Source organism: Companilactobacillus zhachilii (assembly GCF_003606365.2).
In the GTDB taxonomy this organism is placed as follows: domain Bacteria; phylum Bacillota; class Bacilli; order Lactobacillales; family Lactobacillaceae; genus Companilactobacillus; species Companilactobacillus zhachilii.
Genome location: NZ_CP031933.2, coordinates 1860901 through 1885737 on the forward strand (window position 1 = coordinate 1860901; position 24837 = coordinate 1885737).

Genomic DNA, 24837 nt, shown 5'->3' on the forward strand with positions numbered 1-24837 from the left:
AGTGTTTTAGAAACATTTATGTGTTTTAATATAAATATAGTTCGTGTTTTGCTATAATTTTATTAATTTAAATAGCTAAACAGGTACATAAAAGCACATGAAGATATCTAAAGTTCGGTTTTTGCTATCTTCTAATGATTTATATTTATGAAATATTCATTCTTGAATTTTCTGAAATTTTTACTAAATGGACTAAAAAGAATCAACAACATCATTCTTATTCATCATCTTCAGACGTCTCCTTTAACCAATCTTCAACATCCTTTTGATTATTTAAATTTTTCACTGGAATATCTTGAGTTGCTTTTAGCAATCTTTGGTTGGCTTTTTCTAGATTCGTTAATTGAAGACTGACTGGGAAGGAATCTGTTGCGACGATTCGTTTAAATAACATGGTAACTGCATCGGTAAGGGTCATTCCAAGATTACTTAATACTTTTTCGGCATCTTGTTTTAAAGTCTTATCAACTTGAATTCTAACTTTAGACTTAGAACTGTCTTTTTTAGCTAAATTATTTTGAGTAATCAATTTTCCTCCATGCTTATTTGTGCATAACATACTATATATCAAATCACACTGTAAAATGCACAAAAAAAGGTTCAAATACAATTAAAAATTCCAACTGTATTTGAACCTTTTGCAAGCTTATAATCTCTTTTTATTCACTTGTAACAGCCGATTTCTCAGAAATTTTAATAGTTCCATCAACTAAATCAGCTTTCAAACTCTTAACATCAATATGATCAAGATAGAATTCAGCAACTTTATCTCTAATTTGTTGTTCAATCACACGACGTAATGGTCTTGCACCCATCGCTTCATCGTAACCTTCATCAATCAACCACTCTTTAGCTTCAGGAGTTACTTCCAAAGTAATACCCTTTTTAGCTAAGTTACGGTTAACATCATTCAACATAAGTTCAACGATTTGATTCAAGTCATCCTTTGATAGATGGGTAAATTCAACAATTCCATTGAATCTATTCAAAAACTCAGGGCTGAAGTATGGTGCTAATTTGTCCATTAACTTCTCATCTTTACTACCATTGCTAAATCCAGCATTAGAAGTTGCGATGATAATTGTGTTCTTAAAGTCAACCACGTTACCTTGACCGTCTGTTAAACGACCATCGTCCATTACTTGAAGCAATAAGGTCAACACTTGAGGGTTAGCTTTTTCAATTTCATCAAGTAAAACAATGGAATAAGGATTACGACGAACTTTTTCAGTCAACGTATTACCGTTATCCTCATAGCCAACATAACCTGCTGACGTACCAATCAACTTAGAAACAGCCGTTAAATCAGAATACTCACTCATATCCAAACGAATGATTGATTCCTTAGAGCCAAACATATCTTGAGCCAATTGTTTTACTAATTCAGTTTTACCGACACCAGTTGGACCAACGAATAAGAAACTGCCAATTGGGCGATTTCCTTCATCAAAGCCAGCACGGTTACGACGAATAGCTCTGACAACCATATCAACAGCTTCGTCTTGACCGATAACCTTGCCTTTCAAACGCTTGCCCATACCTTTAAGTCTTTCAATATCACTAGCACCCATTTGTGAAACAGGTACACCAGTTAATCTTTGGACTGAATCGGCAATATCATTGACTTTTGCTACAGGTTCATCACTCGACTTGTCATCTTGATTCAACTTGGTTTGAATATCGTCAATTTGTTTCTTCAGACTAGCAGCTTTTTCATAATCTTCCTTTGCAGCAGCAGTTTCCTTGTCTTTTTCAGCTTGCTTCAAATCCTTTTCCAAACTTACTTTATCGGTTACTGGATTCTTAGCGGCCAAATGAGCAGCTGTCATATCAATTAAGTCAATTGCCTTATCTGGCAATGATCTTTGTGGAATATATTGAACTGAATAATCCACCGCAGCCTTCAAAACATCATCAGGTAATTCAACATGATGGTGATTTTCGTATGCCTTACGCAAACCTTTCAGAATAGCGAAGGTGGTTTCCTTGCTAGGTTCATTGATCGTAACATCATTAAATCTTCTAGCTAAAGCAGCATCTTTCATAATGGTATTACGATACTCATCTTGCGTTGTCGCACCGATAATGGAAATTTCACCACGACTCAATGCAGGTTTGATGATATCAGCTAAACCTTTACTACCAGAATCTGAACCAGATGAACCAGCGCCAATAATTTGGTGGATTTCGTCGAAGAATAATACTACATTGCCTGCTTTTTTAACTTCTTTTAGCAAGTTTTGAATATTTTCTTCAAAAGAACCACGATATTGGGTACCAGCTTCAAGTGACGATAAATCAATGGAAATAATCTGTTTATCTTTAATTGCTTCTGGTACGTTACCTTTAACGATTGCTTGTGCTAAGCCTTCAACAACCGCAGTCTTACCAACACCAGCGTCACCTACAAGGATAGGATTGTTCTTTGTTCTACGGCTTAAAACTTCTGCCGTTTCTTGAATCTCTTTATCACGTCCGATAACTGGATCAAGTAGGCCATCCTTTGCCTCTTGAGTTAAGTTACGTCCGAGTTTCTCTAACATAGTGCCATTTTTTTTATTGCTATCACTAACCGGAATATTTTGACCAGCAGTTCTAGCTTCTTGATATTTTGCTAATTCTTCAGGAGTCAATTCCTTGCCATTCACATAATACTTGGCTTGTGAATCACCGTTTTGTTGACTCATTAATCTTCTAAACATTTCGTCCATATTGCTGTTAAATGGATCGTCATCCCAAAATGATCTTGCCATATAAAGACCTCCTCACTTTAGATAATGCAATTCCAATTCACGCAGAACTCTCCACATTTCGATATCCTGCGCTTTGGCAATTGCCTCTATATCGCGCAAATTGATAGATGTGGCGGAAGATTGTTTTTTGTTGAAAGATTTATGTAGCGTCGTATAACCATACCCGCTCTTCTTTGCTATAACATATATCGTTAAACCGTTATCTTCTAAGTATGATTTAATATCTATTCTCATCTTTCTCCAACCTCCACACTTATAGTATAGCACAAATGTGACATAGCACAAGCGTGAAGTACCACAAATGTGCTATATTGTCAAAAAACATTCTAAATTACTTATATATCAACAATTTGTTAAAATGAAAGTGAAAGTAAAAAAGCTGAAGGTTTTCTGTAACTGCCGTCTTCGGGGTCAAGCGACAAAGCCTGCTGTGGGACCGGCTCGAGCCAAGGTCTCGACCCTCGGTTTTGAACTTCGCACAACCCGCGAATTTCAAAACACGTCCTGTAATGTAAGGACTAAAGTCCTAACATTACTGTCACTGCTGGCTTTGTCGCTTGAACCCGAAGACTAAACTATTAATTGTCATAAATAATAATTATGTCTATTTTTTTATTATTGAAAGATAAATAAAAATTAGTTGGAAGAGCTGAGAGTATTCATCTGCTGTGAGAGTGTTGTTAGGACGGCGGCTTTTGCCGTTCTTACAACACCGGGCGTGTTTGGAGACTTGCTGAACTTTGCAAGGCTTCAAACCGAGAAGCGAGACCTTGGCTCGGTCCGGTCCGCATAGCAGATGAATACTCTCAGCTCTGGAAACGGCAGTTATAGAAATACCTTCAGCAGATGAGAGGTGATCAAATGAGGGAACTTTTAAATAACTTAAACCGCTTAAATCATGTTTATGATCAACTCGACTTGCTAAATTTTCGAGCCCATAAAAATCTTCCTTTAACATTTAACAAAGAAGACAGCAAAAAACTGTTGCCCCAGAACAAACGACTTTATTTCAGTTATTCATATCTAAATAAAGAAAAAAAGCGCCTAACTAATTTGGTTTTAAACCAAGTAATCGATTTACGTGCCCCACAATTTATTAAAGATTCAACAATTCATCCACAATTAATTGACAAGGCACTTCGACTGAAAAACCTTGATCAAACACACCAAAATAATAATTTTGAACTCCCTTCACGGAATCGTAAAATCAATAAATTAAAACAATTGATTGCAATGATTGAAGATGAACACATCAATCCTTGTCGTGGTTATTTGAATCAAATTTACGTCATTTTATTACTAAATAATCTGATGCCATTAGATATTCGTCATGAACCATATCAGGCTGGTGAACTGTTACATAATGCTGATTTTCGAACAAAGCTTTTACAATTTGATTATGATCGTTATCTTTATCAAGAATTTCGTCCAGAAAATTATTTAAAGTTTTTGATTTATAGTTTAATACACCGTTTACCAACTTATATTCGTTCATATGATGTTCGTGATATCATCCCTGAGGCTGCTGAATGTGGTTTTTCAAGTATTGCCTACGAAATAGTTATCGATGGTGTGAAAGAATGTTACATCACTTTTAAAGGCACTGAAGCTAATGTGGATAAGTCGATTAAATCAAGAAGTAAGCGGTTTGAAAAATCTGTTCTTGAAAATTATAAAGATTGGAACTACAACGTTAACTCAATTTTAATCGGCAGCACTAAAGATGACCGCCAGTTACTCGTTGCTCGTGAATTTATCCGTTATCTGAATAGCCAAATCGCCTCGCAATCCCTGATCTATGGGATTGGTCATTCGTTAGGTGGACACTTTGTGCAAACTTTGCAATTGATGGATTACTGTTTTGACGCCGGCTATACTTTAAATTCAGCTCCAATTAATTTGAATTTAGTAAAAAATGTCAAACCGGAGTTATTCAGTCCCGAAACTTGGAAAAAGCTCTTCGATCTGACTGGCGATTCAGACGGTACCAAGTTCATCACACCTGCTTTAAACAACGAAATTAAACGACTTTTGCCTCATGACTATTCAGAAATTATCAACGAATGTTTTGAACAAGACATGACACAAGTCTTTTACGAATTGCCACAGACTATTTGGATTGGTCAAAAATGGGAATACAATCTTAGCAATTGGAAATATCCATTCAAAAATCATCCTCGAGCTTATTTGAGTAGCGGTGAAATTCATGCCTATCAGCATTTTTTTGAAGAATTATTTGCTTACTTATCAAGTTCCGACAATAGTCGCCAAGTTGTTCGAAATAGCCTTAGTTTTATCAATGCTCGGACAAAGATTTTACGAGAAACGATTGGCGAACAAAAGACGGCCAAATACTTTTTCGACTATTCTAATTATCTTTATCAATCCGGTGTCTTCGCTGATCGGCCACAAATGGTCAGTAAAAAATTTATCGAACAAAATAATTCTCTTTTCCGTGGATCATTACGCGAGTGGCCATTTCTTAAGAGTATAAACTTTGATATGTTCGGCTTAGCAACCTATTTCCACGTTATTGACGGCGCTAAACATTTTCTCAATCGAACACCTAACAAATTATAAAAATTGTAATTTTATTAAAAAAATACTTGCTATTTATTTTTTAGGTGCCTATAATACGAACCAACAAAACGTTGAAGAAAAAAGTAGAAATCTCAAGTACGCTTAGTGAGTCATGTTGAGTGCAAAGTGACCGTCAAGAGACTATCGAAAATCATTTCTGAGTTTGGTACCGACAAGTAGGTTACCATGGTTGCCACCATTACCTGGCTAGCAGATAGATTTATTGTCCGTTAAAAAAGTGAGTATTTTTGAAATACCCAAAAAAGGTGGTACCGTTCAACTTGAGCCCTTTTCCTTAGCTGGAAGAGGGCTTTTTTTGTACCAAAATCAACGTGAGTTATATAGGATTGTTGACTTACCTAGCTATTTACGTCTATTGATTGAACAAATTAACCATTAATTTTGAAAAAATAATGAGTTATTCTTCAAGGACTTAGCTGGAGGTTGTACGTGATGATATTGTGCCGTGAAGGTGGCGTTAGGACAACGAAGTTGTTCTTACACCACGGACGAGTTTTGAAATTCGCGTATTTTGCGAAGTTCAAAACCGAGCCTGGAGACCTCGGCTCCAGGCGGTCCCACAGCACAATATCATCACGTACAACCGGAAGCGGCAGCCCATCATAAAAAATAAAGAGGTGGTAAAAATGGATTCTGATATTAGTGGCATTAAAAGCCCAGCCCAGATTAGAAACAACATTTTTAGGAGGATTACTTATGAAAGACGATTTAGATTTAACAGGAGAAAAAAATAATAAAAAGAAAGTTCTACACTTACTTGTAGTCAGTTCCCTAATCTTTGGAATGTTCTTTGGCTCAGGTAACTTGATTTTCCCAGTTCACTTAGGACAATTAGCTGGTAACAATTGGTTCTCAGCCGCCTTGGGATTTGCAATTTCCGGTTCCCTCTTCCCATTACTAGCAATCATGGCGGTTGTTGTCACAAAAAGTGATGGCCTATACGACCTCGCTCGTCCCGTTGGCAAATTTTATGCCGCTTTATTCCTAGTTTTGGTCCACCTCACGATCGGACCTCTGTTTGGTACACCACGTACCGCTGCAACAGCTTTCCAAATGGCCGTTCAACCATTTCTTCCAGCTAAATTTGACACCGTCGGGATGTTACTATTTACTGCCGCTTTCTTCGGCCTTGCATATACTTTAACTGTTCATCAAAGCAAATTATTGAAATACGTTGGAAAGTACCTCAACACTATCTTTTTGGTATTATTAGCCGTAATCTTTGTTGTCGCATTCTTACATCCAATGGGTGGTTTGAATCATATGCCAACACAGGCTTATCAAACTAATTCAACTGTCAGTGGGTTACTTGAAGGTTATAACACAGTCGATGCCGTTGCTTTACTTGCTTTAAGTGTTACTTTTGTCCACGCTGTTAAAGGACTTGGTTACAAAGATCGTGAATTATCTGTTTTAACTGCTAAAGCTGGTTCACTAAGTATCGCTGTCGAAGTTCTAGTCTACTTTGGATTAGTTTTATTAGGTGCCTTCAGTTTAAGCAAATTGACACTATCAGCTAACGGTGGTATTGCTCTTTCACAAATCGTTGCTAACTATTTCGGTCGATTTGGAGCTGCCTTCCTAGGTGTCTTAGTTACCTTAGGAGTTTTCACAACTGCCATGGGATTAGTTGCTTCATTCTCACAAGATTTCCACAAATTGTTCCCTAAAGTTAGTTACTTAGCTTGGTTAAGAACCACTACTATCTTGTCTTTCGTTGTTGCTAATGCTGGACTCGATAACATCATCGCATGGTCATTGCCAGTTCTAATGCTACTTTATCCACTATCACTTGCTTTAATCCTTGTTTCTTTAACTGTTCACGCAAAACCTTACGCTGGAGTCGTTTATAAGATGACCATCGCTTTCACCGTCTTGCCTGCCGTCTTTGATATGTTGAATGCTTCTCCTGCTGCCGTTACTAACATGAACTTGGTCAAAACTGTTTTAGCCACTTACCATCAATACGTACCTTTCGCCAGTTTGGGACTTGGTTGGGTCGTTCCCACCTTTGCCGGTTTCTTCTTAGGATTAGTTTTAGGAAAATTAGGCGTCTTTGCTAGTGCCGATGAAGCAGTCGAAAGTCGTAACTAAAATGAAAAATTATCAAATTGTTAAAACCAATCAATCTACTGATTTTGACAGTATTAGGCAAGTCTATTATCAAACTTGGACGTACTCTTATGCCGGTCTAGTACCACAAGCTCTCTTGGATAATCTCGATACCAAAAAAAATTGGAATCCAGAAACAAGAGTCGATAACACATTAGTTGCCTTAACTAATGACCAACAAATCGTTGGTGTCTGTACTTATGGACCTGCTCGTCGTCAAAAATATACTGGTTTAGGTGAAATATATTCACTCTATGTTTTGCCACAATTTCAACATCAAGGTATCGGTCAAAAATTATTTCAATCAGCTTTGGATATTCTCCAAAAAGATTTTGATGATTTATATCTCTTAGTGCTAAAGAATAACTTAATTGCTCGAGCATTTTATGAAATGTTCGGCTTTGAAGCCAGTGGTGAATGTATTGCTGATCAAACAAAATATGGAATTTTGCATGAGATGGTTTACGTTAAATAATTAAAAAAAGTCGTTTCTTAACCTAAAAAATAGATTAAGAAACGACTTTTTATTTAACGACAACTTTCATCCCATCAGGAACAGAAGAATTGATCCATTTAGCATCTGGAATTGTTAAACGAACACAGCCATGACTAGAAGGTGTTCCTAATTTATGAGCTTCACTTTCAACATACTTACCATCTGCATCGGTTGGTACAGAATGGAACAAATAAACGCCCCAATCTTTGAATGATGTCCAATAATTAGCACCCTCCTTAGATTCTTCATTGTAAAATGAATCGCCACGATTTTGAATTTCAAAATTACCCTTAGGCGTTGGTGATTTTTTCTCACCAGTAGCGGCTTTCATCGTGTACAAAGTATCTTTACCATCTTTAACATAAACTCTTTGCTTAGGAATCGAAACTTCTAAATAAGCAGTTTTGTGCTTATTTAAATCTGGATAAGATTTTGCTTCTGAAGGTTTTTTCCACGCATTAAAAGACTTTTTCTCTTTAGCGGCTTGTTTGGCTTTCTTAGCCACCTTAGCAGCTCTTTGTTCTGCCTCAACCTTTTGTGTATTATTACTATTTACCGCAAACGCTGCAATTACAATCATCACAATTCCAACAAGTGCAATAACTGCTGCAATTATTTTCTTATTTTTCATCAATAAATTCCCCACATGTATTTAATAATAATACATATGTTTAAAGTGAACAACGGATTTTTGACTATAATTAGGAATTTATTCTATTTGAGCGAGTTTTATATTTATTGTTATAAGCTTAAAAAAATCTCTTAATAAGATATATGAAAAAAGGGGTTGTGACATAACTATTTTTGTCTTAAACGTGCAACAAAACATAGCTTTTTCCGCTTAAAACAAAATGACTCCAATAATCCGATTTTGGATTGCTGGAGTCATTTTCCTTAATGTTCGAAAGCTGAACATGTTTTGTTCCACTCTCTAAAAATTATAGACGTTTGTTTAATTCTTCGCCTAGTTCTTCATAGCCAGGACGACCTAGAAGACCAAACATGTTCTTCTTGTATGCTTCAACACCTGGTTGGTTGAATGGGTTAATACCGTTCAAATAACCAGAAATACCAACAGCAATTTCAAAGAAGTACATCAAGTAACCTAAGTTAAAGGCATCTTGTTTTTCAATGTGTACTGACATAACAGGAACGCCACCGTCAGTATGTGCAAGAACAACACCTTCGTAAGCCTTCTTATTAACAAAGTCCATTGACTTGTTTTCCAAGTATTTCAAACCATCAAGGTTATCTTTTTCAGCAGGAATCTTAACATCATGTCTTGGTGTATCAATTAGGACAACTGTTTCCATAAGGTTACGACGACCTTCTTGGATATATTGACCTAATGAGTGCAAGTCAGTTGAGAAGTTAGCTGATGATGGGTAGATACCCTTTTGATCTTTACCTTCAGATTCACCCATCAATTGCTTCCACCATTCACCAAAGTATTGAACGTTTGGTTCGTAGTTTTCTAGCAATTCTGTTGTGTAACCTTTACGGTACAAGATATTTCTCAAAGCAGCATACTTGTAAGCATCGTTCTTTGTAAGGTCAGCTGATGAATAGTCTTCACGTGATTGTGCAGCACCTTCCATCAACTTGTCGATGTCGATACCAGCAACGGCAATTGGCAATAGACCAACAGCTGTAAGAACTGAGAAACGACCACCGATATCATCAGGAACAACGAATTCTTCATAGCCTTCAGCGTCTGATTCAGTCTTCAAAGCACCCTTAGCACGATCAGTTGTAGCATAGATACGGCCCTTAGCACCTTCAACACCATACTTTTCAATCAACTTAGCTTTCAAAATACGGAAAGCAATTGAAGGTTCTGTTGTTGTACCAGATTTTGAAATAACATTGATACTGAAGTCACGGTCACCAATAACTTCAATCAAATCAGCAATGTAATTTGGAGAAATTGAGTTACCACAGAAGTAAACTTCTGGGACATCTTTATCATTCTTAACGTTATAGAATGATGAGCTTAGGAAGTCAATTGCAGCACGGGCACCTAAGTATGATCCACCAATACCAATTCCGATAAATACTTCTGAATCAGATTGGATCTTTTTAGCAGCTTTCTTAATGCGAGCGAATTCATCCTTGTCATAATCAACAGGCAAGTCGATGAAACCACGGAAGTCAGCACCAGCACCGGTACCCTTACGTAATTCGTCATCAGCAGCTGTAACAAGAGCTTGCATTTCGCCAAGTTCGTTTTCATGAACAAACTTGCTTAATTTTGAATCATCAAATTTAATTTGTGACATTTTCTCTCTCCTCCATATATATCGTCAAAACTAGATTAATCATTTTCGAAGAAAATTTCAAATTTTTATCAACTTTTTTATCCATTTTCCAACAAAATATAATAAATATCCGACCGCAGCTCCAAGAGTATTGAATATTACATCATCAATATCAGTGACTCCGGTGTTCAAAATGAACTGCAAAGTCTCAATTGACGTTGAAATCAAGGCACCAAGCAAGACAACTTGGAAAAATCCAAGATGTCTTTTCGTCAGCGCGGGAATAAATACTCCCATTGGTACGAACCACACAATGTTACCATATAAATTATAAAAGAAGTCAACTAATGACTGACCTTTTGACAATTTAAATGTTTCAATGAGCGGAATAATGTTAATTTGGGATAATGGTCGATGAAAATAAAACTTGAATTGCCATAGAAAATAGCCATCCCGAAAAACTGTCAAAGCAAAAAGTAGGAAAATATAAAAGGCGAAAACGGTCAAACCAAACTCCCGACCAAAATTCGTCTTCTTTTTCTTAAGTTTTACCCAAATAAATCTCAAAACGATAAAAAATAAGGTGTACAATATTGCTTTATCAACAGCATAAAAGGAAAGCCGAATCAATGGAAAATGATTAATTTTCATTGCATATAACCTGTATATATAATCATATAACGGTCCTAAAAATATCATTTTGCTCATTCTTTCCCACTTTTCACTTATAACGTATTATACTAACAATTAAGTCTTTTATTTAGACTTTAACTATAATTATTAAAGAATTTTTATAAACAAAGGATTTATTTATGAATAAATTAAAAAACATTTTGGATAAAAGACTAGGCTTCATGGGACTTCTAATCTTTTTCCTATGGATCAAAACAGTCATTGCCTATTATGCAGATTTCTCATTAGGCGTTTCAGACCCGTTACAACATCTAATTCTAATAATCAATCCAATCGCTACAGCTGTTATTTTACTCAGTATAGCGTTATACATCAACCGCCCCAAAATTTCTTATATCGTTATGGGCGTTATCTACGTTCTAGAGTCAGCTTTGCTTTACGGTAACATTCTGTACTACCGTGAATTTAGCGATTTTCTATCATTTAACACCATTGCCGGCGTTTCAAAAGTTTCCAAAGGGCTTGGTGGCAGTGCCGCTAATATGATGCAGGCACATGATTTTATTTATGGATTAGATTTCATTATTATCGCTATACTGTTACTTACTCATTATATCAAAATTGACGACCGACCAATGAGAAAATTAACAGCAATTGCAACAACTTTTTTAGGAATCTTTTTCTTTGCTTTCAATTTAACTATCGCTGAAAGTAATCGTCCCCAATTGCTTGGTCGAACTTTTGATCGAGCATACATCGTGAAATACTTGGGACTCAACACTTTCTTAGCCTATGATTCAATTAAGACAGTTCAGAATAATCAAGTTCGTTCCGAAGCAGTAGGAACTGACATGGATGATGTACTTTCGTATACAAAGCAAAATTATGCCAAACCCAATCCCAAGTATTTTGGAAAAGCTAAGGGCAAAAATATTATCATTATTCATTTGGAAAGTTTCCAACAATTTTTGATTAACGATAAAGTCAATGGTCAAGAAGTTACACCATTTTTAAATAGTCTTTATAACGATAAAAATACCATGTCCTTTGATAATTTTTATCATGAAGTTGGCCAAGGTAAAACTAGTGATGCTGAAAACATGCTAGAAACTGGACTTTTCGGTTTACCAGAAGGTTCCCTCTTCTCAAAACTTGGTAGTGACAACACCTTCCAAGCTGCTCCAGCTATTTTGGGTCAAAAAGAAGGTTACACGAGTGCCGTTTTCCACGGTAATATCGGTAGCTTTTGGAATCGTGACGATGTTTACAAAAACATGGGTTACAATTACTTCTTTGATTCTAGTTATTTCAATAAAACTAATGATTCCAGTTTGGAATACGGTATGAAAGATAAATTGATGCTGTCCGAAAGTGTTAAGTATCTGGAACAGCTTCAACAGCCTTTTTATGCTAAGTTTATTACCGTTACCAACCACTATCCTTTCCAATTACCGGATGAGGATAACGATGGATTTCAAGCTCCTAACACCGATAGTAGTGCGGTTAATAACTACTTTGTCACTGCTCACTATCTTGATAACGCGCTAAAGGAATTCTTTGATTATTTGAAAGCTAGCGGTATTTACGATAATTCAATGATTGTCCTCTATGGTGATCATTATGGCCTTTCAAATAGCCAAAATCCTGATTTAGCACCGTTATTAGGGATTGATAGTAATGATTGGACTGACTTCAATAATTCACAAATGCAAAAAGTTCCGTTTATGGTCCATATGAAGGGTCTAAAAGGTGGCATCAACCATACCTACGGCGGTGAAATTGATGTCTTACCAACTATTTTGCATTTAGCTGGTATCAACACTAAGCAATACGTTCAATTAGGAACTGATTTACTATCCAATCAACATAATCCAATTGTAATTTTCCGAAATAAAAACTTTATCACACCCCATTACACTGTTCTCAAGGATAGTGATGGTAATCCTGAAGTCTTCAAAAATAACACTGGTGAACAAGTTGATTTGGATCAAGACCCCGAATTGAAACAAAAAGTTGCTAAATGGCAAAACTATGTCAATACAAAATTAAAATTATCAGATACCATCAATAATAAAAACTTATTGCGTTTCTATACACCAACTGGATTTATGCCAATCGACCCCAAAACTGAAAGTTATCAAAACGAGATTCAAAAACTCGTCCAAACCCGTGATGACTTAGGATTGAAATCAACGAGTGTTTACTCCAAGAATGGCAATAAATCAACCACTGATCTTTATAATACAAATGCTCCAGAATTAAATGGCGACCGTTCAGTAATTGACAGTTGGTCTACCATTCTCAAAGGCAACAACGATACTACCAAGTAAGTCAGCGTAAGCTGGCTTTTTTTCTTTTCCCAAATAACGTATTATTAAACCAGTGAACACGCGTGGTGCTAGTTGATTTTTTGATAATGAGTTTGAAATTGTTTTTAATCCAAAGTTTCAAATATGCTCTATATCCTATCGCTCTTGTCATTAATGACATAATAATACTTATAATTATTCATTATTGATTAAACGAACTAGCCGGAAAGAGCAAGAAATCTTGGAGGTGGAACATTTAACTAGCGCCACGTGTCATTGAACTAATTTAGTTATGAGGAAAATCATGAAAAAAATTCAATCCATCCTAAACACCAGAATCGGTTTTATGAGTTTGCTGATTCTTTGTTTATGGTTAAAAACAATCACAGCGTATTACGTTGATTTTTCGTTGGGATTAGAAAATTTACTACAACATTTTTTGCTTTGGTTAATCCCTTCGCTACGATTGTTTTATTAATGAGTTTAGCTTTATACATTAATCGTGCTAAATTTTCCTATTTAGTTATGGGCATAATTTACTTGGCTGACTCTATTTTCATCTACAGTAATGTTTTATATTATCGACAGTTTTCGGACTTTATTTCTTTTGGATCAATCACTGGTGTCAGTAAGGTTGCTAAAGGCCTGGGCACCACAACTATGGGGATGATTCAAGCTCGCGATGCAATTTATTTGATTGATTTTATTTTAATCATTGCCTTATTTACAATCCATTTCATCAAAATTGATAAACGACCCTTTCGAAAGATCAATGCTGTGGCAACAACATGTTTAGGCTTAATGCTCTTTTCAGCTGATTTAGCAGGTTCTGAAGCTAATCGGCCGCAATTGCTTGGGCGAACTTTTGACCACTCTTATATCGTTAAATATCTTGGTATCAATAGTTTTTTGCCCTACGATTCAATTCGTTCGCTACAAAATGATCAGGTCCGTTCCAATGCCACCGAAACGGAAATTGACAATGTTCTAGATTACAACAAAAAAAATTACGCGGCTCCAAATCCTGCTTACTTTGGCAAAGCTAACGGCAAAAATATCATTATTATTCATCTTGAGAGTTTTGAACAATTTTTAATCAATTTTAAATTACCTAATGGTGAAGAAGTTACACCGTTTTTGAATAGTCTCTATGGCGACAAGAATACTATCTCGTTCGACAATTTCTTCCATGAAGTCGGAACAGGACGAACTAGTGATGCTGAAACAATGTTAGAGTCAGGACTATTTGGACTGCCATCGGGAACTTCGTTTTTCACCAAACTGGGAACTGAAAATACTTTCCAAGGAGCTCCGGCCATCTTAGCTCAGAAAAAGGGTTATACCAGCGCCGTCTTTCATGGGAATACTGGTGGTTTCTGGAGTCGTAATATTGTTTACAAGAATCTTGGTTATAATTATTTCTTTGATCAAAGTTATTACGACCATACAACTCCTGACACTCAGTCGCTCAATACATACGGCATCAAGGATAAGATACTTTTCTCTGAAGGCGTTAAGTATCTTGAACAAATGCAACAACCGTTTTACGTTAAATTTCTAACGGTTACTAATCACGAATCTTATCAATTTTCCGATGAAGATAATGGTGATTTTCAATCGACTGATAATCCTGATTCTAAGGTTAATCAATATTTCAAAACAGCACATTACTTGGATAAATCAGTTGAAGAATTTTTCAACTATTTGAAAGCTACTGGTCTTGATAAAAACAGTATGGTTGTTCTTTACGGTGACCATTATGGACTAGGAAATGGTCAAGATAGTAAGGATCGAAAGCCAGCTTCAGTGCTTTTTGGTAAAACTCCCGAGACTTGGACCAAATTTGATACAACTCAAAAGCAACGTGTTCCCTTTATGATTCACATGAACGGACTAAAAGGTGGTATTAAACATACTTATGGCGGTGAAATTGACGTCTTACCAACCTTATTACATTTAGCCGGCATCAATACTGATCAGTATATCCAAATGGGAACCGACCTCTTCTCTAAGAATCACAGTCAACTCGTCGCTTTCAGAAATAAAGATTTCGTTACACCAAACTACACTGTTTATCGAAACGGTGATACAGCACAAGTCTATTCGAATAAAACTGGCGAAGAAATTGATATGCGTAATAATCCAGAATTATTAACCAAAGTCGACAATTGGGAAAAACGAGTGGATTTGAAGCTAAAGACTTCTGATAATGTCAATAACAAGAATTTACTACGTTTCTATACCCCACTTGGATTTATACCGGTCAATCCAACTAATTACTCCTATCAGGATCAAGTCCAACAAATGGAAAAGTTACGTGATGACTTAGGTGATAAATCAACCAGTCTCTATTCTCAAAATGGAAACAAATCAACGACTGATCTCTACACCACTGATTCGGTTCAATTGCAAGATGATCGCACACCGATTGATAGTTGGTCATATTTAAATAAAAAGTAGATATTAAAGAAGAATCAATCATTAATTTAACTTTATATTAACGATTGAGCCCTCAGAAATTATGTTAAGTATATAATGAAATTATTTTCGTTGGAGTAAACCTTTTCATCCACATTGTTGGTACAATTAGTATATGAAACTAAGTAGATGAGGTGACCAAAGTGAATAATTTTACTCAAGTATTAACAATCGCCGGATCAGATTCCGATGGAAGTGCCGGAGCACAAGCTGATCTAAAAACATTCATGGCTCGTGGTGTATATGGAATGTCCGTTTTAACTGCAGCCGTCGCAGGTAACTCCTATGGAATTCATGATAGTGTGAACATGCCTGTTGAATTTATAAAAAATGAAATTAACGATATAAAAAAGGATTTCAAGGTGACTGCTTTTAAAACAGGTATGTTATCAGATTCAGAAATAATTCACACAATAGCTGAGGAGATTAAAGACAAACCATTTGGTATATTTGTACTGGACCCTGTCATTATCACTAAGCATGGCGCAATGTTACTCGAAAAAGATGCATATCAAAGTTTGATTAATGAATTATTTCCACTTGCAGATTTAATAACACCAAACTTTTACGAGGCAAAAAAATTAACCGGTCTAGAATTAAAAGATAAAAGTGAAATCATAAAGTCCGCACAAATTTTACAAAAACTTGGACCTAAAAACATTTTGATCAAAGGTAAGCATTCTGCTAATACTACAAACAATGTAGAGGATTATGTACTACTGGAGAATGGTAATTCTTTTTGGGTATCTAAACCATTTGTCAAAACAACTCATATAAATGGTTCTGGTGACACACTTTCCTCTTGCATCGTGGCAGAGATAGCTAAAGGAAAAAGTATGGAGCAATCAATCCATATTGCCAAATCCTTTACTTACAAAGCAATTAAAAATGAAATTGATGTTGGGCATAAATTTGGTCCTGTAAATCATTTTGTAAAATATTAAAAAGAAATAATCTGATTAATCACTGTCATATCAGCGATTAATCAGATTATTTCTTTTTAATATACGCACTGTAATTAATTATTATGATTTATTTTGTTGACAAAAGGTTATTAAGGAATTAGTATAAGACTCAACAAAATAAATTCGTCCATAAACCAATGAGATGGAAGTCAAGATTATCGTGCACGCCCAGAGAGTTGCCGGTGCTGAGAATGGCAATCGAACGCAGATAGTTAAATGGACCATCGAGGGTCTCTCCGAAAAGTTATGAGTACGAGAGAACGTTAGGCATACGTAAGTTGTCGGAGAGATGTTTGTCTCTCGCTAAGAGTAATGGATTGATAGGATATGAGTATTTCTTTAGTGTACTCTCAAGCTATTAATTCATTAAAATAAGGTGGCACCGCGGTTATCCGTCCTTAAACGTTGTATATACGTTTATGGGCGGATTTTTTTATTCTCAGGAGGTCCCTTATTATGACAGAAAAACGATGGCAAATTTCAAATTAATATATACATAAACACCAAAAATTAATTTGGAGGAACTAAAAATGAACAAATTAAAAAATGAAACAACAAATCTAAACGAATTGAATTTGGCTACGGAATTGAAAAATTTGGCAAAGAATTACGACGAATATAAGAATGATGCAACATTTGTCTCAGAATTACATGATTTAATTAACAAACATGCGGACCACTCTTCCCTTATTTATTATGTTTTACATAGATGAAGATCGTTAAATGCTAAATGCTTATTACGGAGGACTTCCTTATGACAGATATTAAACGATGGCAAAATATAAGTTAATTAAACTTACGAAACAATTTTTCTAACTTAAACTTTTCACAAGTAAAAATATAAATGGATTTGGAGAAAACTATTATGATTAAATATACTATTAAAAAACTTAACGAAAACACAAATTTGAACTACAAGGAAACAAAGCAAACATTTGATGAAATATTTAGTGGAAATGCTTCTACGGATCAAATAAATGATTTTATCACCTTATTAGGACAAAAACGGGAAACTCCATCCGAAATTGCTGGTACTGCTGATTCTTTAAGAACTCATTCATTATCCACCCCTAAAAAGGTTGTCCTAAACAGACTGGGACTACGCAAAGATTACTCAAATTCATTGAATTTCTAAAAAAATCTATTATTCATATTAAACTGGAGAAATCATTATGAAAAATTATAACAATAAAAACACTACCAAAGATATTAATTTACATAGAGACGCTGTTAATAAAGATGGATTACGTTCCAACTCCTTGAACTTCTAAATGGCAGCTATTAAATACCACATATAATAAAATAAAGAAAAATTGGAGGAACCAACTATGGTCGAAATGATTTTAAACAAATTAAATAAAAATGAAAATCTAACATATGATGAAGCTAAACAGTTATTTACAGATATTTTTAACAACAAAGTAACCTCTGATCAATTGGATGATATTATATCCACATTGGGATTAAAGAAAGAAACCCCTTCTGAAATTGCGGGTATAATTGATGCTATCAGTGAATATGCTTCAAAATCAAATAATAATGAAACAACTTTGAACAACAAAGGGTTACGTAAAGACTATTCAAACTCATTAAACTTTTAATAAAAATTGAACACTGAATCCAATTACATAATGATTGAATTCAGTGTTTTTATGTTTACCCAAATTAATTTTATATTGGACTTGCAAATAATTTAATGAATGGATAGAATGAAACTATGTTCATAAATGGTTGAGCATTATTTCCATACAATATATCCAAACATAGGGATATAGTTTAAAGGTAGAACTACGGTCTCCAAAACCGTCAGTGTGGGTTCAATTCCTACTATCCCTGTCAATTATAAAAAGAGTATTCAGAATCATAAGAGGATTCTGAATACTCTTTTTTAGTTTCGCCACTTATCTAATGAAATTTCGTTAATTTTTTCAAATAAATTTAATGAAATTCCAACCCTATTTCCTGCAATATCTAGAAATCTTAGAACACCATCACTATTCAAATTTATTTCTGGTGAATCAGATATTTCAAATGTCACCTTTCTGTTCCAATAATGATTTTTTCCATTTTCTTTAACTATAAAATTAAGTTCGTTTATTTTAACTTCACTGGACTTTCTAATTTTTAATACTAAGTCAGTATCATATACTATCATTTTAGGGCTAATTTCAGACATCGTAATTCCCCCTTAATTGGATAAAATTATTATTATTTTAACCTACTATCAGTGTAAAAAAGATACACGTCAGGTAATGCAAATTCTCTTATTCTCTCGCTATTTTGTTTAGCGCTTATCTTATGATTATCACATATAAAAAGGAATCATATAACTCAGACATGATTCCTCATAAAGTTCAATCTAAAAGTTGAATATATTATACGTATAGCTGATTTTTAATTAAATGTTTAAAAATAATAACAATTATATCTATTTAAATAATATATCTCGAAGGAAGAATTTGTACTTTTCTACTATTGTATATAAACCGTTACCTATTAACATTCACTGAACAACTATACCTAACTAAATATTCAAGCACTAAAAATGTAATAACGCTTTAGCCGCGAAAAAGATAATTGGAATTAAAAGAGCTGGCATCATATTCGCAGCTTTTAAATCCTTTAGCTGTAATAAGCTAAGCCCTGATGCTGCAACCATAAATCCACCAAGAATTGCAATTTCTGTAATAAATGGATCTGATAAAGCACCTCTTGCAAAGGTAGCAACTAGAATAATAACAAATTGATAGATGAAGATAATAGGAGCACAAATCATCATACCCATACCATCAGCAGCCGCCAAAATTGTTACCATAACAAAATCCAACGAAGCATTAACAAACAAAAATGTGAAATCATGCGATGTGGCCGCCATGATACATCCAACAATTGGAAGAGCACCAAGTGTCGACAGAATCACTTCGGTTGTTATTGACTTACCTAGTCCCGCTGATTTACCAGCTGTCAATCCATTTATACGATCTTCCAAGTCCCAATGTGTACCTAGAGCAGTACCTAAAACCAATGCAACAATAAACAGAATTGCGTATTTTGATTTAGGCATATATACAGCTAAACTTTCAAATCCTACACCGAAAGCAATAAATCCCAGTATGGCAAGCAGGATTCCTTTGTACTTGTCATTCATTTTCTTTCCTATTAGACTACCTAAAATTGAGGCAATGATAACGCCCCCGGCATCTACAAATGTACCAGTTAAACTAGCTAACATAATTATCCCCAACCTTTGTATTTAAGATTTAAATAAACCAAAATTAATACTAAAAAAGGAGAACTCCACATTAAGAGCTCTCCTAAATTATTTATTCTGAGCTACTATTCAATATTAATAATTATTTTTCATGTAAATTAAAGAATGTTTTCATGCTCTGAAATCAATTCAAATTTACCTTGAATAGCTTTAGTAATTCTTGGTGCCCAGTAATCAAATGATTTATCATCATAAATCCAAGGGGACATCATAGAAGCACGCAAGATTTCCATCTTACCTTCTGTATGATATTCAGATCCATCGATTCCTAATGATTCGATAAATTTAACAGGAGCATCACCATATGTTTCGGGACTAAAGTTACTATCTGAAGTCAATAAATCAAGGTTATATAGGTCTCCACCCTTTGATGATGAAGTATATTCAAACAAGGCTTGCGTCAAATCATTCATTGATTTGAGACTATTATTACCTTCTTCTTTATATACCCAATCAATCATATTGTAATCAGGCTCATATACTACATGAGAAACAATTGTCTTTCCTTTGACTTCAAATTTTTGTCCATCAAATAAATCTGCAAATCTACGTGCAGCAAATAAAGTTCGAGCCACTAAACGACCATAACCTGAAATATTAAGTGGAATCATACGATTTACTGTCCAAACGGCAGCAGCAGAACCTGCAGCCTTAGAACCTTCAAGAGTAAATTGACCAATTGAAGCTGGCACAGCAACTCCTTCTTGAAATGCATAAGGTGCGTAGTATGTAAGAGTATCTTTCATTCTCGTATCTGCAATTGCCAATCCACCAGCATCATATGGTACATATCCCATCTTATGAGGATCGATAGTAACAGAGTCAGTTTCTCCGATTGCCTTATAGGCGTTATATACATCTTTCTTCAAGAATTGGTTATTTTCAGTAAAGATTCCGTATTTCTTGAATGCATCTTCCAATTGATCATATGGCATGAATTCACCGTTTTCATCAATATAAACAGTTCTACCATATCCACCATAAGCAGCATCAACGTGAACAACAAAATCCACACCCTGTTTACGGAACTTATCTCTAATTTTCAAGAACTTGTCAACATGATCCACAGCTCCTTCTTCAGTGGAACCAACAACAGCTACTACACCCAAGATAGGAATATGCTTATCTACATTCTCTTGAATAATGCTTTCTAATTTATCTGTATCAACTCGGTAATGATCATCTACAGGTAATACGATAAGGTTGTCTTCACCAACCCCAGTAATATCTAGTGCTTTTTGCCATGAATAGTGCATTGTTGACGGTACTAACCATTTACCCAATTTTTGTAGGTTTTGGCCACTACGTGCAGAACGTGATTTAACATCATTCTTCTTATCGCCAGTCTTATCTAATAAATCAAGACACTCTTTAACAGACATGTTCTGAAGTTCCCATTCAGACTTACCTTCAACAAGTTCCGGACAAACTTCCTTAACAGCAAATGGAATTGAAGCAACGTTTCTAGCCATCCATAAGGCACTAACATTAGCAATTGAACCATCAGTTGCAACGTAACCCCAACCATTTTTCTTATATCCATTTAATTTAGCAAGATCTTGACCAACTTCCTCTTCCATAAGAGTTGATGCAGGACTACCTGCCCAGGCAACTCCGTTACCATTCCATAAAATCGCAAAATTGTAAGCTAAAATAGCGGGCATCAATGTTTCATTATCCATTTGTGCTAAGTAACGACCAGCAGTTGTCCAAGGAATTGAACCACCACGCATTTTTCTGGATAATTCACTCAAGGTTTCTTTCATATTTACAACAGCGTTATTGAATTCTGGTGTAATCTTTTCGGATTCACTAATTGAATTTTCATCGTCAGAATTAAAGTTTTGACGATAACCAACATGTTCATTAATTAACTTTTCAGTAAGTTCTTTGAAAAGATCTGCATTTTCCCCTTTTGGACCAATGAAGTAAGCAGATAAATCCATATCTTTATAATCTTTTTTTTCCATAATACAATCTCCTCTTTTTAAACTTCTCTCTGAAATCGCTTACGAGTAGAATATTATCACTTTTATTACATTAGTCAATGCCACTGATGAAAATAATTTCTTAAGTAATAATAACAAAAAACATTCTTACCTATATATGTCCATAAATTTGCTCATAAAATTTTTATTAAAAAAATCAAAAAAGAACCATACCAGTTTATTGGTATGGTTCTTTTGTTAATCCTACAATTCCAACGCAATTATGATTTTATCTAACAATTACTCATAAAGTGCGTATAACAGAAGGTTGGTGAAGACAACCTTCATATTGTGCTTACCTGTAGATGATCATTACCGAATTGATACACATAAGGCTGAAAGCATTATTCAGGAGAATATAGATAAACTATTTTAACTGTGATATCATATTAAACGTTGGAATTATCCATGTAGAATCACTTATTACTTCACTTATTTTTTATTTTTTGAAGTAATTAATACCCATCGCTTCCTTTACTTCTTGTAAAGTTTTATTAGCAATCACATTAGCTTGGGCGCTACCCTTCTCTAACATTTCATATACGGCAGTGGGGTCCTTAGCATACTCGGCACGTCTGTTACGAATTGGCGTTAATTCTTCGTTTATTACGTCAAACAAATAATTTTTGATTTTAACATCACCAAGACCACCGTGGCGATATTCATCTTTCATTTCTTGAATCTTTTCCTTATCCTTACCAAAGATATCTAAATAAGTAAAAACAACGTTTCCTTCAACTTTTCCTGGATCCTCAGCATGAACGTGATCAGGATCAGTGTAAATTGACATAACCTTTTGTCTTAACGTATCTTCATCATCAGAAAGATAAATAGTATTTCCAAGTGATTTACTCATCTTAGCATTACCATCAATACCAGGAATTCTGCCTTGTCCTTTTGGTGGAAATACTCCTTCAGGTTCAACAAGAACATCACCATACGTACTATTAAACGTTCTCACAATTTCACGAGCTTGTTCCATCATTGGTTCTTGATCATCACCAACTGGAATTAGACTTGCTTTAAATGCTGTAATGTCCGCTGTCTGACTAACAGGATATGTTAAAAAGCCTGCTGGAATAGAACGTTCAAAATTCTTTTGTTGAATTTCAGATTTAACGGTAGGATTTCTCTCGAGCCTAGAAACTGTGACTAAATTCATGTAATACATATCTAATTCTGAAAGTGCAGGAATTTGAGATTGAATATAAATGGTTGTTTTCTCTGGGTCAAGACCTACCCCTAAGTAATCTAAGGCAATTTGTAATACACTTTTTCTTACTTTTTCAGGGTTTTTAGCATTATCTGTAAGTGCCTGAACATCAGCAATCATTACAAACATATTATAATTTCCGTCATTCTGCATTCTAACACGATTACGAAGTGAACCAACATAATGTCCAATATGTAGTTTTCCTGTGGGACGATCCCCTGTTAAAACAATCTTTTTATCCATAATTCTCTCTCCCTTTTTAGTTAATAAAAAAGCCATCCTACTCTTACACAAGAATAGGACGGCTTAACCGCGGTACCACCTAAATTGTAATTATTGGATTTACATCCACCAATTACCACTTAATTATTTTATATTAATAAATCTTTTAAGTAAGAGAATGACCCAATTCATTCCTGATTTCCTTTTCAGTTACCGGAAACTTCCTGTGCTGAACTACTAATATCATTCATTAGCCACATTATAATCACTAACCATTTATTTAGTCAAGAGTTTTTTGAAATAAATTTCAATACTAAGTGAATTTTATTTCAAAGGTTGAAACATATTTCGTATGCTAAAAGATTATTCCTTGATTCAGCTGATATACTACACACTATATTTTTATAAGTCAATACTTCATTTTTGTCTTATATTACATAATGATTAAAGCAATGCTAATGCCGTAAAATTGTCAGTTATCAAATCCGTTACAAAACCACCTGCTAGTGCTGCTTTAATGGGAGCAACTTTATGCTCCCCTCCAGCAATTAAAATTGAATGTTCTTTATGTTTTAAATTATCAAGAGAGATACCTATTGTTCTATCATTTATTTCTTTACTGGCAATTTCCCCATTTGAATTTATAAACCTAGAACTGATATCACCAACAGCATCTTCTTTTAAACTTGAGATTTCATTGTCACTTAAATAACCCAGGTTAAACATCATATTGTCATCCCTTACAGTTCCCACAGTAAAGACAACAATATTAGTTTGTAACACTTCATTCATAATAGTTTTTGTCTGTGTATCCCTTTGAACTAATTCACTTGTTTCAACGGTATCAAAAATTATTGGTAATGGTAAAATTTCAGAAACTGTGTGAAATGAATCTGAAAACTTAGAAATAACCTCGAGAGCAAAGTTACTCATTTTTGAATGGGCGACCCCACCTTTAATCTGAACGATCTTGACGTTTTCCTGTGGATTATTATTTGGTGAAAGGTTTTTCGCCACTTCACTTAACGTTCTTCCCCAGGAAACTCCTATTGAGTCATTATCTTTTACAATACTTTCTAAATATTTTGCTCCAGCTTTACCAATATTCTGAATTATTGTCTGATACTCATTCGATGGTGTATTAGTAACGATCACCTTTTTCAACGAGTATTTCTCTTTAAGTTGTTTTTCGAGAGATCCGACATTGCTAAAAGGATCTATTATCTTAATCTGTACATATCCGTTGTCCTTAGCATATTGAAGAAGTCTTGATACAGTGGGTCGAGATAACCCCATCTCCTTAGCAATCCTACTTTGATCATAATTATTTTCGTAATAATAACGTGATGCTTTTAATGCATTTTTCATACGTCTTGATTCAAAATCTTCCATAAAAAAAACTCCCTTCTTTTCCAATATCAGCTCCCTATACACAGTTATACGCAAATTTATCCATATTCATTCCTATACTGTAATATATTAAATCATATGTCAAAAGACAAGATAGTAAAAATTCCACAGTTAAATAATAATTGTGG

Annotated in this window: 20 protein-coding genes, 1 tRNA gene and 2 other annotated features; of the genes, 10 read left to right on the forward strand and 11 right to left on the reverse strand. The window is 34.7% G+C overall.

Annotated features, from left to right (window positions below):
• Positions 1-217: 217 nt before the first annotated feature.
• The 3 genes from D1B17_RS08500 to D1B17_RS08510 all read right to left on the reverse strand — a co-directional run bounded on the left by D1B17_RS08500 (position 218) and on the right by D1B17_RS08510 (position 2987).
• Entirely contained in the window at positions 218-529 is a 312-nt protein-coding gene (locus D1B17_RS08500) for a type II toxin-antitoxin system RelB/DinJ family antitoxin (protein WP_166806656.1), read from the reverse strand.
• Positions 530-659: 130 nt separating this feature from the next.
• Complete coding sequence (locus D1B17_RS08505) at positions 660-2753, reverse strand: ATP-dependent Clp protease ATP-binding subunit (RefSeq protein WP_120142097.1); 2094 nt, start codon at positions 2751-2753, stop codon at positions 660-662.
• 12 nt (positions 2754-2765) lie between these two features.
• Positions 2766-2987 carry a hypothetical protein gene (locus D1B17_RS08510; RefSeq protein ID WP_041499243.1) on the reverse strand — a complete coding sequence of 74 codons (222 nt, stop codon included), beginning with the start codon at positions 2985-2987 and terminating at the stop codon, positions 2766-2768.
• 627 nt (positions 2988-3614) lie between these two features.
• Here D1B17_RS08510 and D1B17_RS08515 point away from each other — a divergent pair.
• From D1B17_RS08515 to D1B17_RS08525, 3 genes are all read left to right on the forward strand, one after another.
• Complete coding sequence (locus D1B17_RS08515) at positions 3615-5333, forward strand: DUF6792 domain-containing protein (RefSeq protein ID WP_120142095.1); 1719 nt, start codon at positions 3615-3617, stop codon at positions 5331-5333.
• 62 nt (positions 5334-5395) lie between these two features.
• Positions 5396-5627, forward strand: a binding site (T-box leader).
• A gap of 423 nt (positions 5628-6050) precedes the next feature.
• Positions 6051-7448, forward strand: coding sequence for a branched-chain amino acid transport system II carrier protein (brnQ, locus tag D1B17_RS08520; protein ID WP_120142094.1), 1398 nt, complete (start codon positions 6051-6053; stop codon positions 7446-7448).
• A gap of 1 nt (position 7449) precedes the next feature.
• Positions 7450-7941 carry a GNAT family N-acetyltransferase gene (locus D1B17_RS08525; RefSeq protein WP_166806657.1) on the forward strand — a complete coding sequence of 164 codons (492 nt, stop codon included), beginning with the start codon at positions 7450-7452 and terminating at the stop codon, positions 7939-7941.
• A gap of 49 nt (positions 7942-7990) precedes the next feature.
• On the opposite strand, the gene D1B17_RS08530 is transcribed toward D1B17_RS08525, so the two are convergent.
• The 3 genes from D1B17_RS08530 to D1B17_RS08540 all read right to left on the reverse strand — a co-directional run bounded on the left by D1B17_RS08530 (position 7991) and on the right by D1B17_RS08540 (position 10919).
• Entirely contained in the window at positions 7991-8593 is a 603-nt protein-coding gene (locus tag D1B17_RS08530; RefSeq protein ID WP_120142092.1) for a L,D-transpeptidase, read from the reverse strand.
• 307 nt (positions 8594-8900) lie between these two features.
• On the reverse strand, positions 8901-10241 hold the full coding sequence (locus D1B17_RS08535) for a glucose-6-phosphate isomerase (RefSeq protein ID WP_120142091.1): 1341 nt from the start codon (positions 10239-10241) through the stop codon (positions 8901-8903).
• A gap of 57 nt (positions 10242-10298) precedes the next feature.
• The gene (locus D1B17_RS08540; RefSeq protein ID WP_166806710.1) at positions 10299-10919 is read right to left on the reverse strand and encodes a VanZ family protein; all 621 of its coding nucleotides are present in this window, start codon (positions 10917-10919) and stop codon (positions 10299-10301) included.
• 113 nt (positions 10920-11032) lie between these two features.
• Here D1B17_RS08540 and D1B17_RS08545 point away from each other — a divergent pair, with 113 nt between their 5' ends.
• The 7 genes from D1B17_RS08545 to D1B17_RS08575 all read left to right on the forward strand — a co-directional run bounded on the left by D1B17_RS08545 (position 11033) and on the right by D1B17_RS08575 (position 18441).
• Entirely contained in the window at positions 11033-13183 is a 2151-nt protein-coding gene (locus D1B17_RS08545; RefSeq protein WP_166806658.1) for an LTA synthase family protein, read from the forward strand.
• A gap of 456 nt (positions 13184-13639) precedes the next feature.
• Positions 13640-15622: an LTA synthase family protein gene (locus D1B17_RS08550; RefSeq protein ID WP_240704394.1), complete on the forward strand. Its 1983-nt coding sequence runs from the start codon at positions 13640-13642 to the stop codon at positions 15620-15622.
• 161 nt (positions 15623-15783) lie between these two features.
• On the forward strand, positions 15784-16584 hold the full coding sequence (thiD, locus tag D1B17_RS08555; protein ID WP_120142089.1) for a bifunctional hydroxymethylpyrimidine kinase/phosphomethylpyrimidine kinase: 801 nt from the start codon (positions 15784-15786) through the stop codon (positions 16582-16584).
• A 149-nt stretch (positions 16585-16733) separates the two neighbouring features.
• Positions 16734-17008: a binding site (T-box leader), on the forward strand.
• Positions 17009-17135: 127 nt separating this feature from the next.
• Positions 17136-17318, forward strand: coding sequence for a hypothetical protein (locus tag D1B17_RS08560; protein WP_120142088.1), 183 nt, complete (start codon positions 17136-17138; stop codon positions 17316-17318).
• A gap of 152 nt (positions 17319-17470) precedes the next feature.
• Positions 17471-17740, forward strand: a complete 270-nt coding sequence (locus D1B17_RS08565; protein WP_166806659.1) for a hypothetical protein — start codon at positions 17471-17473, stop codon at positions 17738-17740.
• 178 nt (positions 17741-17918) lie between these two features.
• Complete coding sequence (locus D1B17_RS08570) at positions 17919-18206, forward strand: hypothetical protein (protein WP_166806660.1); 288 nt, start codon at positions 17919-17921, stop codon at positions 18204-18206.
• 164 nt (positions 18207-18370) lie between these two features.
• Positions 18371-18441 (forward strand) — tRNA-Trp (locus D1B17_RS08575).
• Positions 18442-18493: 52 nt separating this feature from the next.
• Here D1B17_RS08575 and D1B17_RS08580 read toward each other — a convergent pair.
• The 5 genes from D1B17_RS08580 to D1B17_RS08600 all read right to left on the reverse strand — a co-directional run bounded on the left by D1B17_RS08580 (position 18494) and on the right by D1B17_RS08600 (position 24691).
• Positions 18494-18781 carry a hypothetical protein gene (locus D1B17_RS08580; RefSeq protein ID WP_120142085.1) on the reverse strand — a complete coding sequence of 96 codons (288 nt, stop codon included), beginning with the start codon at positions 18779-18781 and terminating at the stop codon, positions 18494-18496.
• A 363-nt stretch (positions 18782-19144) separates the two neighbouring features.
• Complete coding sequence (locus D1B17_RS08585; protein ID WP_120142084.1) at positions 19145-19837, reverse strand: DUF554 family protein; 693 nt, start codon at positions 19835-19837, stop codon at positions 19145-19147.
• Positions 19838-19974: 137 nt separating this feature from the next.
• Positions 19975-21846: a pyridoxal phosphate-dependent decarboxylase family protein gene (locus D1B17_RS08590; protein ID WP_120142083.1), complete on the reverse strand. Its 1872-nt coding sequence runs from the start codon at positions 21844-21846 to the stop codon at positions 19975-19977.
• Between the two features lie 457 nt (positions 21847-22303).
• Positions 22304-23320, reverse strand: a complete 1017-nt coding sequence (trpS, locus tag D1B17_RS08595) for a tryptophan--tRNA ligase (protein WP_120142082.1) — start codon at positions 23318-23320, stop codon at positions 22304-22306.
• A gap of 423 nt (positions 23321-23743) precedes the next feature.
• Positions 23744-24691 (reverse strand): sugar-binding transcriptional regulator, encoded by a 948-nt coding sequence (locus D1B17_RS08600; protein ID WP_120142081.1) that lies wholly within the window; start codon positions 24689-24691, stop codon positions 23744-23746.
• Positions 24692-24837: the final 146 nt, after the last annotated feature.

Bases quoted from the DNA above. Each gene is read 5' to 3' on its own strand.
- D1B17_RS08550 (WP_240704394.1), top strand. From the start codon at position 13,640: ATGAGTTTAGCTTTATACATTAATCGTGCTAAATTTTCCTATTTAGTT.
- D1B17_RS08585 (WP_120142084.1), bottom strand. From the start codon at position 19,837: ATGTTAGCTAGTTTAACTGGTACATTTGTAGATGCCGGGGGCGTTATC.
- D1B17_RS08540 (WP_166806710.1), bottom strand. From the start codon at position 10,919: ATGATATTTTTAGGACCGTTATATGATTATATATACAGGTTATATGCA.
- trpS (WP_120142082.1), bottom strand. From the start codon at position 23,320: ATGGATAAAAAGATTGTTTTAACAGGGGATCGTCCCACAGGAAAACTA.
- D1B17_RS08545 (WP_166806658.1), top strand. From the start codon at position 11,033: ATGAATAAATTAAAAAACATTTTGGATAAAAGACTAGGCTTCATGGGA.
- D1B17_RS08525 (WP_166806657.1), top strand. From the start codon at position 7,450: ATGAAAAATTATCAAATTGTTAAAACCAATCAATCTACTGATTTTGAC.
- brnQ (WP_120142094.1), top strand. From the start codon at position 6,051: ATGAAAGACGATTTAGATTTAACAGGAGAAAAAAATAATAAAAAGAAA.
- D1B17_RS08590 (WP_120142083.1), bottom strand. From the start codon at position 21,846: ATGGAAAAAAAAGATTATAAAGATATGGATTTATCTGCTTACTTCATT.
- D1B17_RS08580 (WP_120142085.1), bottom strand. From the start codon at position 18,781: ATGTCTGAAATTAGCCCTAAAATGATAGTATATGATACTGACTTAGTA.
- D1B17_RS08505 (WP_120142097.1), bottom strand. From the start codon at position 2,753: ATGGCAAGATCATTTTGGGATGACGATCCATTTAACAGCAATATGGAC.
- D1B17_RS08600 (WP_120142081.1), bottom strand. From the start codon at position 24,691: ATGGAAGATTTTGAATCAAGACGTATGAAAAATGCATTAAAAGCATCA.
- D1B17_RS08510 (WP_041499243.1), bottom strand. From the start codon at position 2,987: ATGAGAATAGATATTAAATCATACTTAGAAGATAACGGTTTAACGATA.
- D1B17_RS08530 (WP_120142092.1), bottom strand. From the start codon at position 8,593: ATGAAAAATAAGAAAATAATTGCAGCAGTTATTGCACTTGTTGGAATT.
- D1B17_RS08565 (WP_166806659.1), top strand. From the start codon at position 17,471: ATGATTAAATATACTATTAAAAAACTTAACGAAAACACAAATTTGAAC.
- D1B17_RS08535 (WP_120142091.1), bottom strand. From the start codon at position 10,241: ATGTCACAAATTAAATTTGATGATTCAAAATTAAGCAAGTTTGTTCAT.
- D1B17_RS08560 (WP_120142088.1), top strand. From the start codon at position 17,136: ATGAACAAATTAAAAAATGAAACAACAAATCTAAACGAATTGAATTTG.
- D1B17_RS08515 (WP_120142095.1), top strand. From the start codon at position 3,615: ATGAGGGAACTTTTAAATAACTTAAACCGCTTAAATCATGTTTATGAT.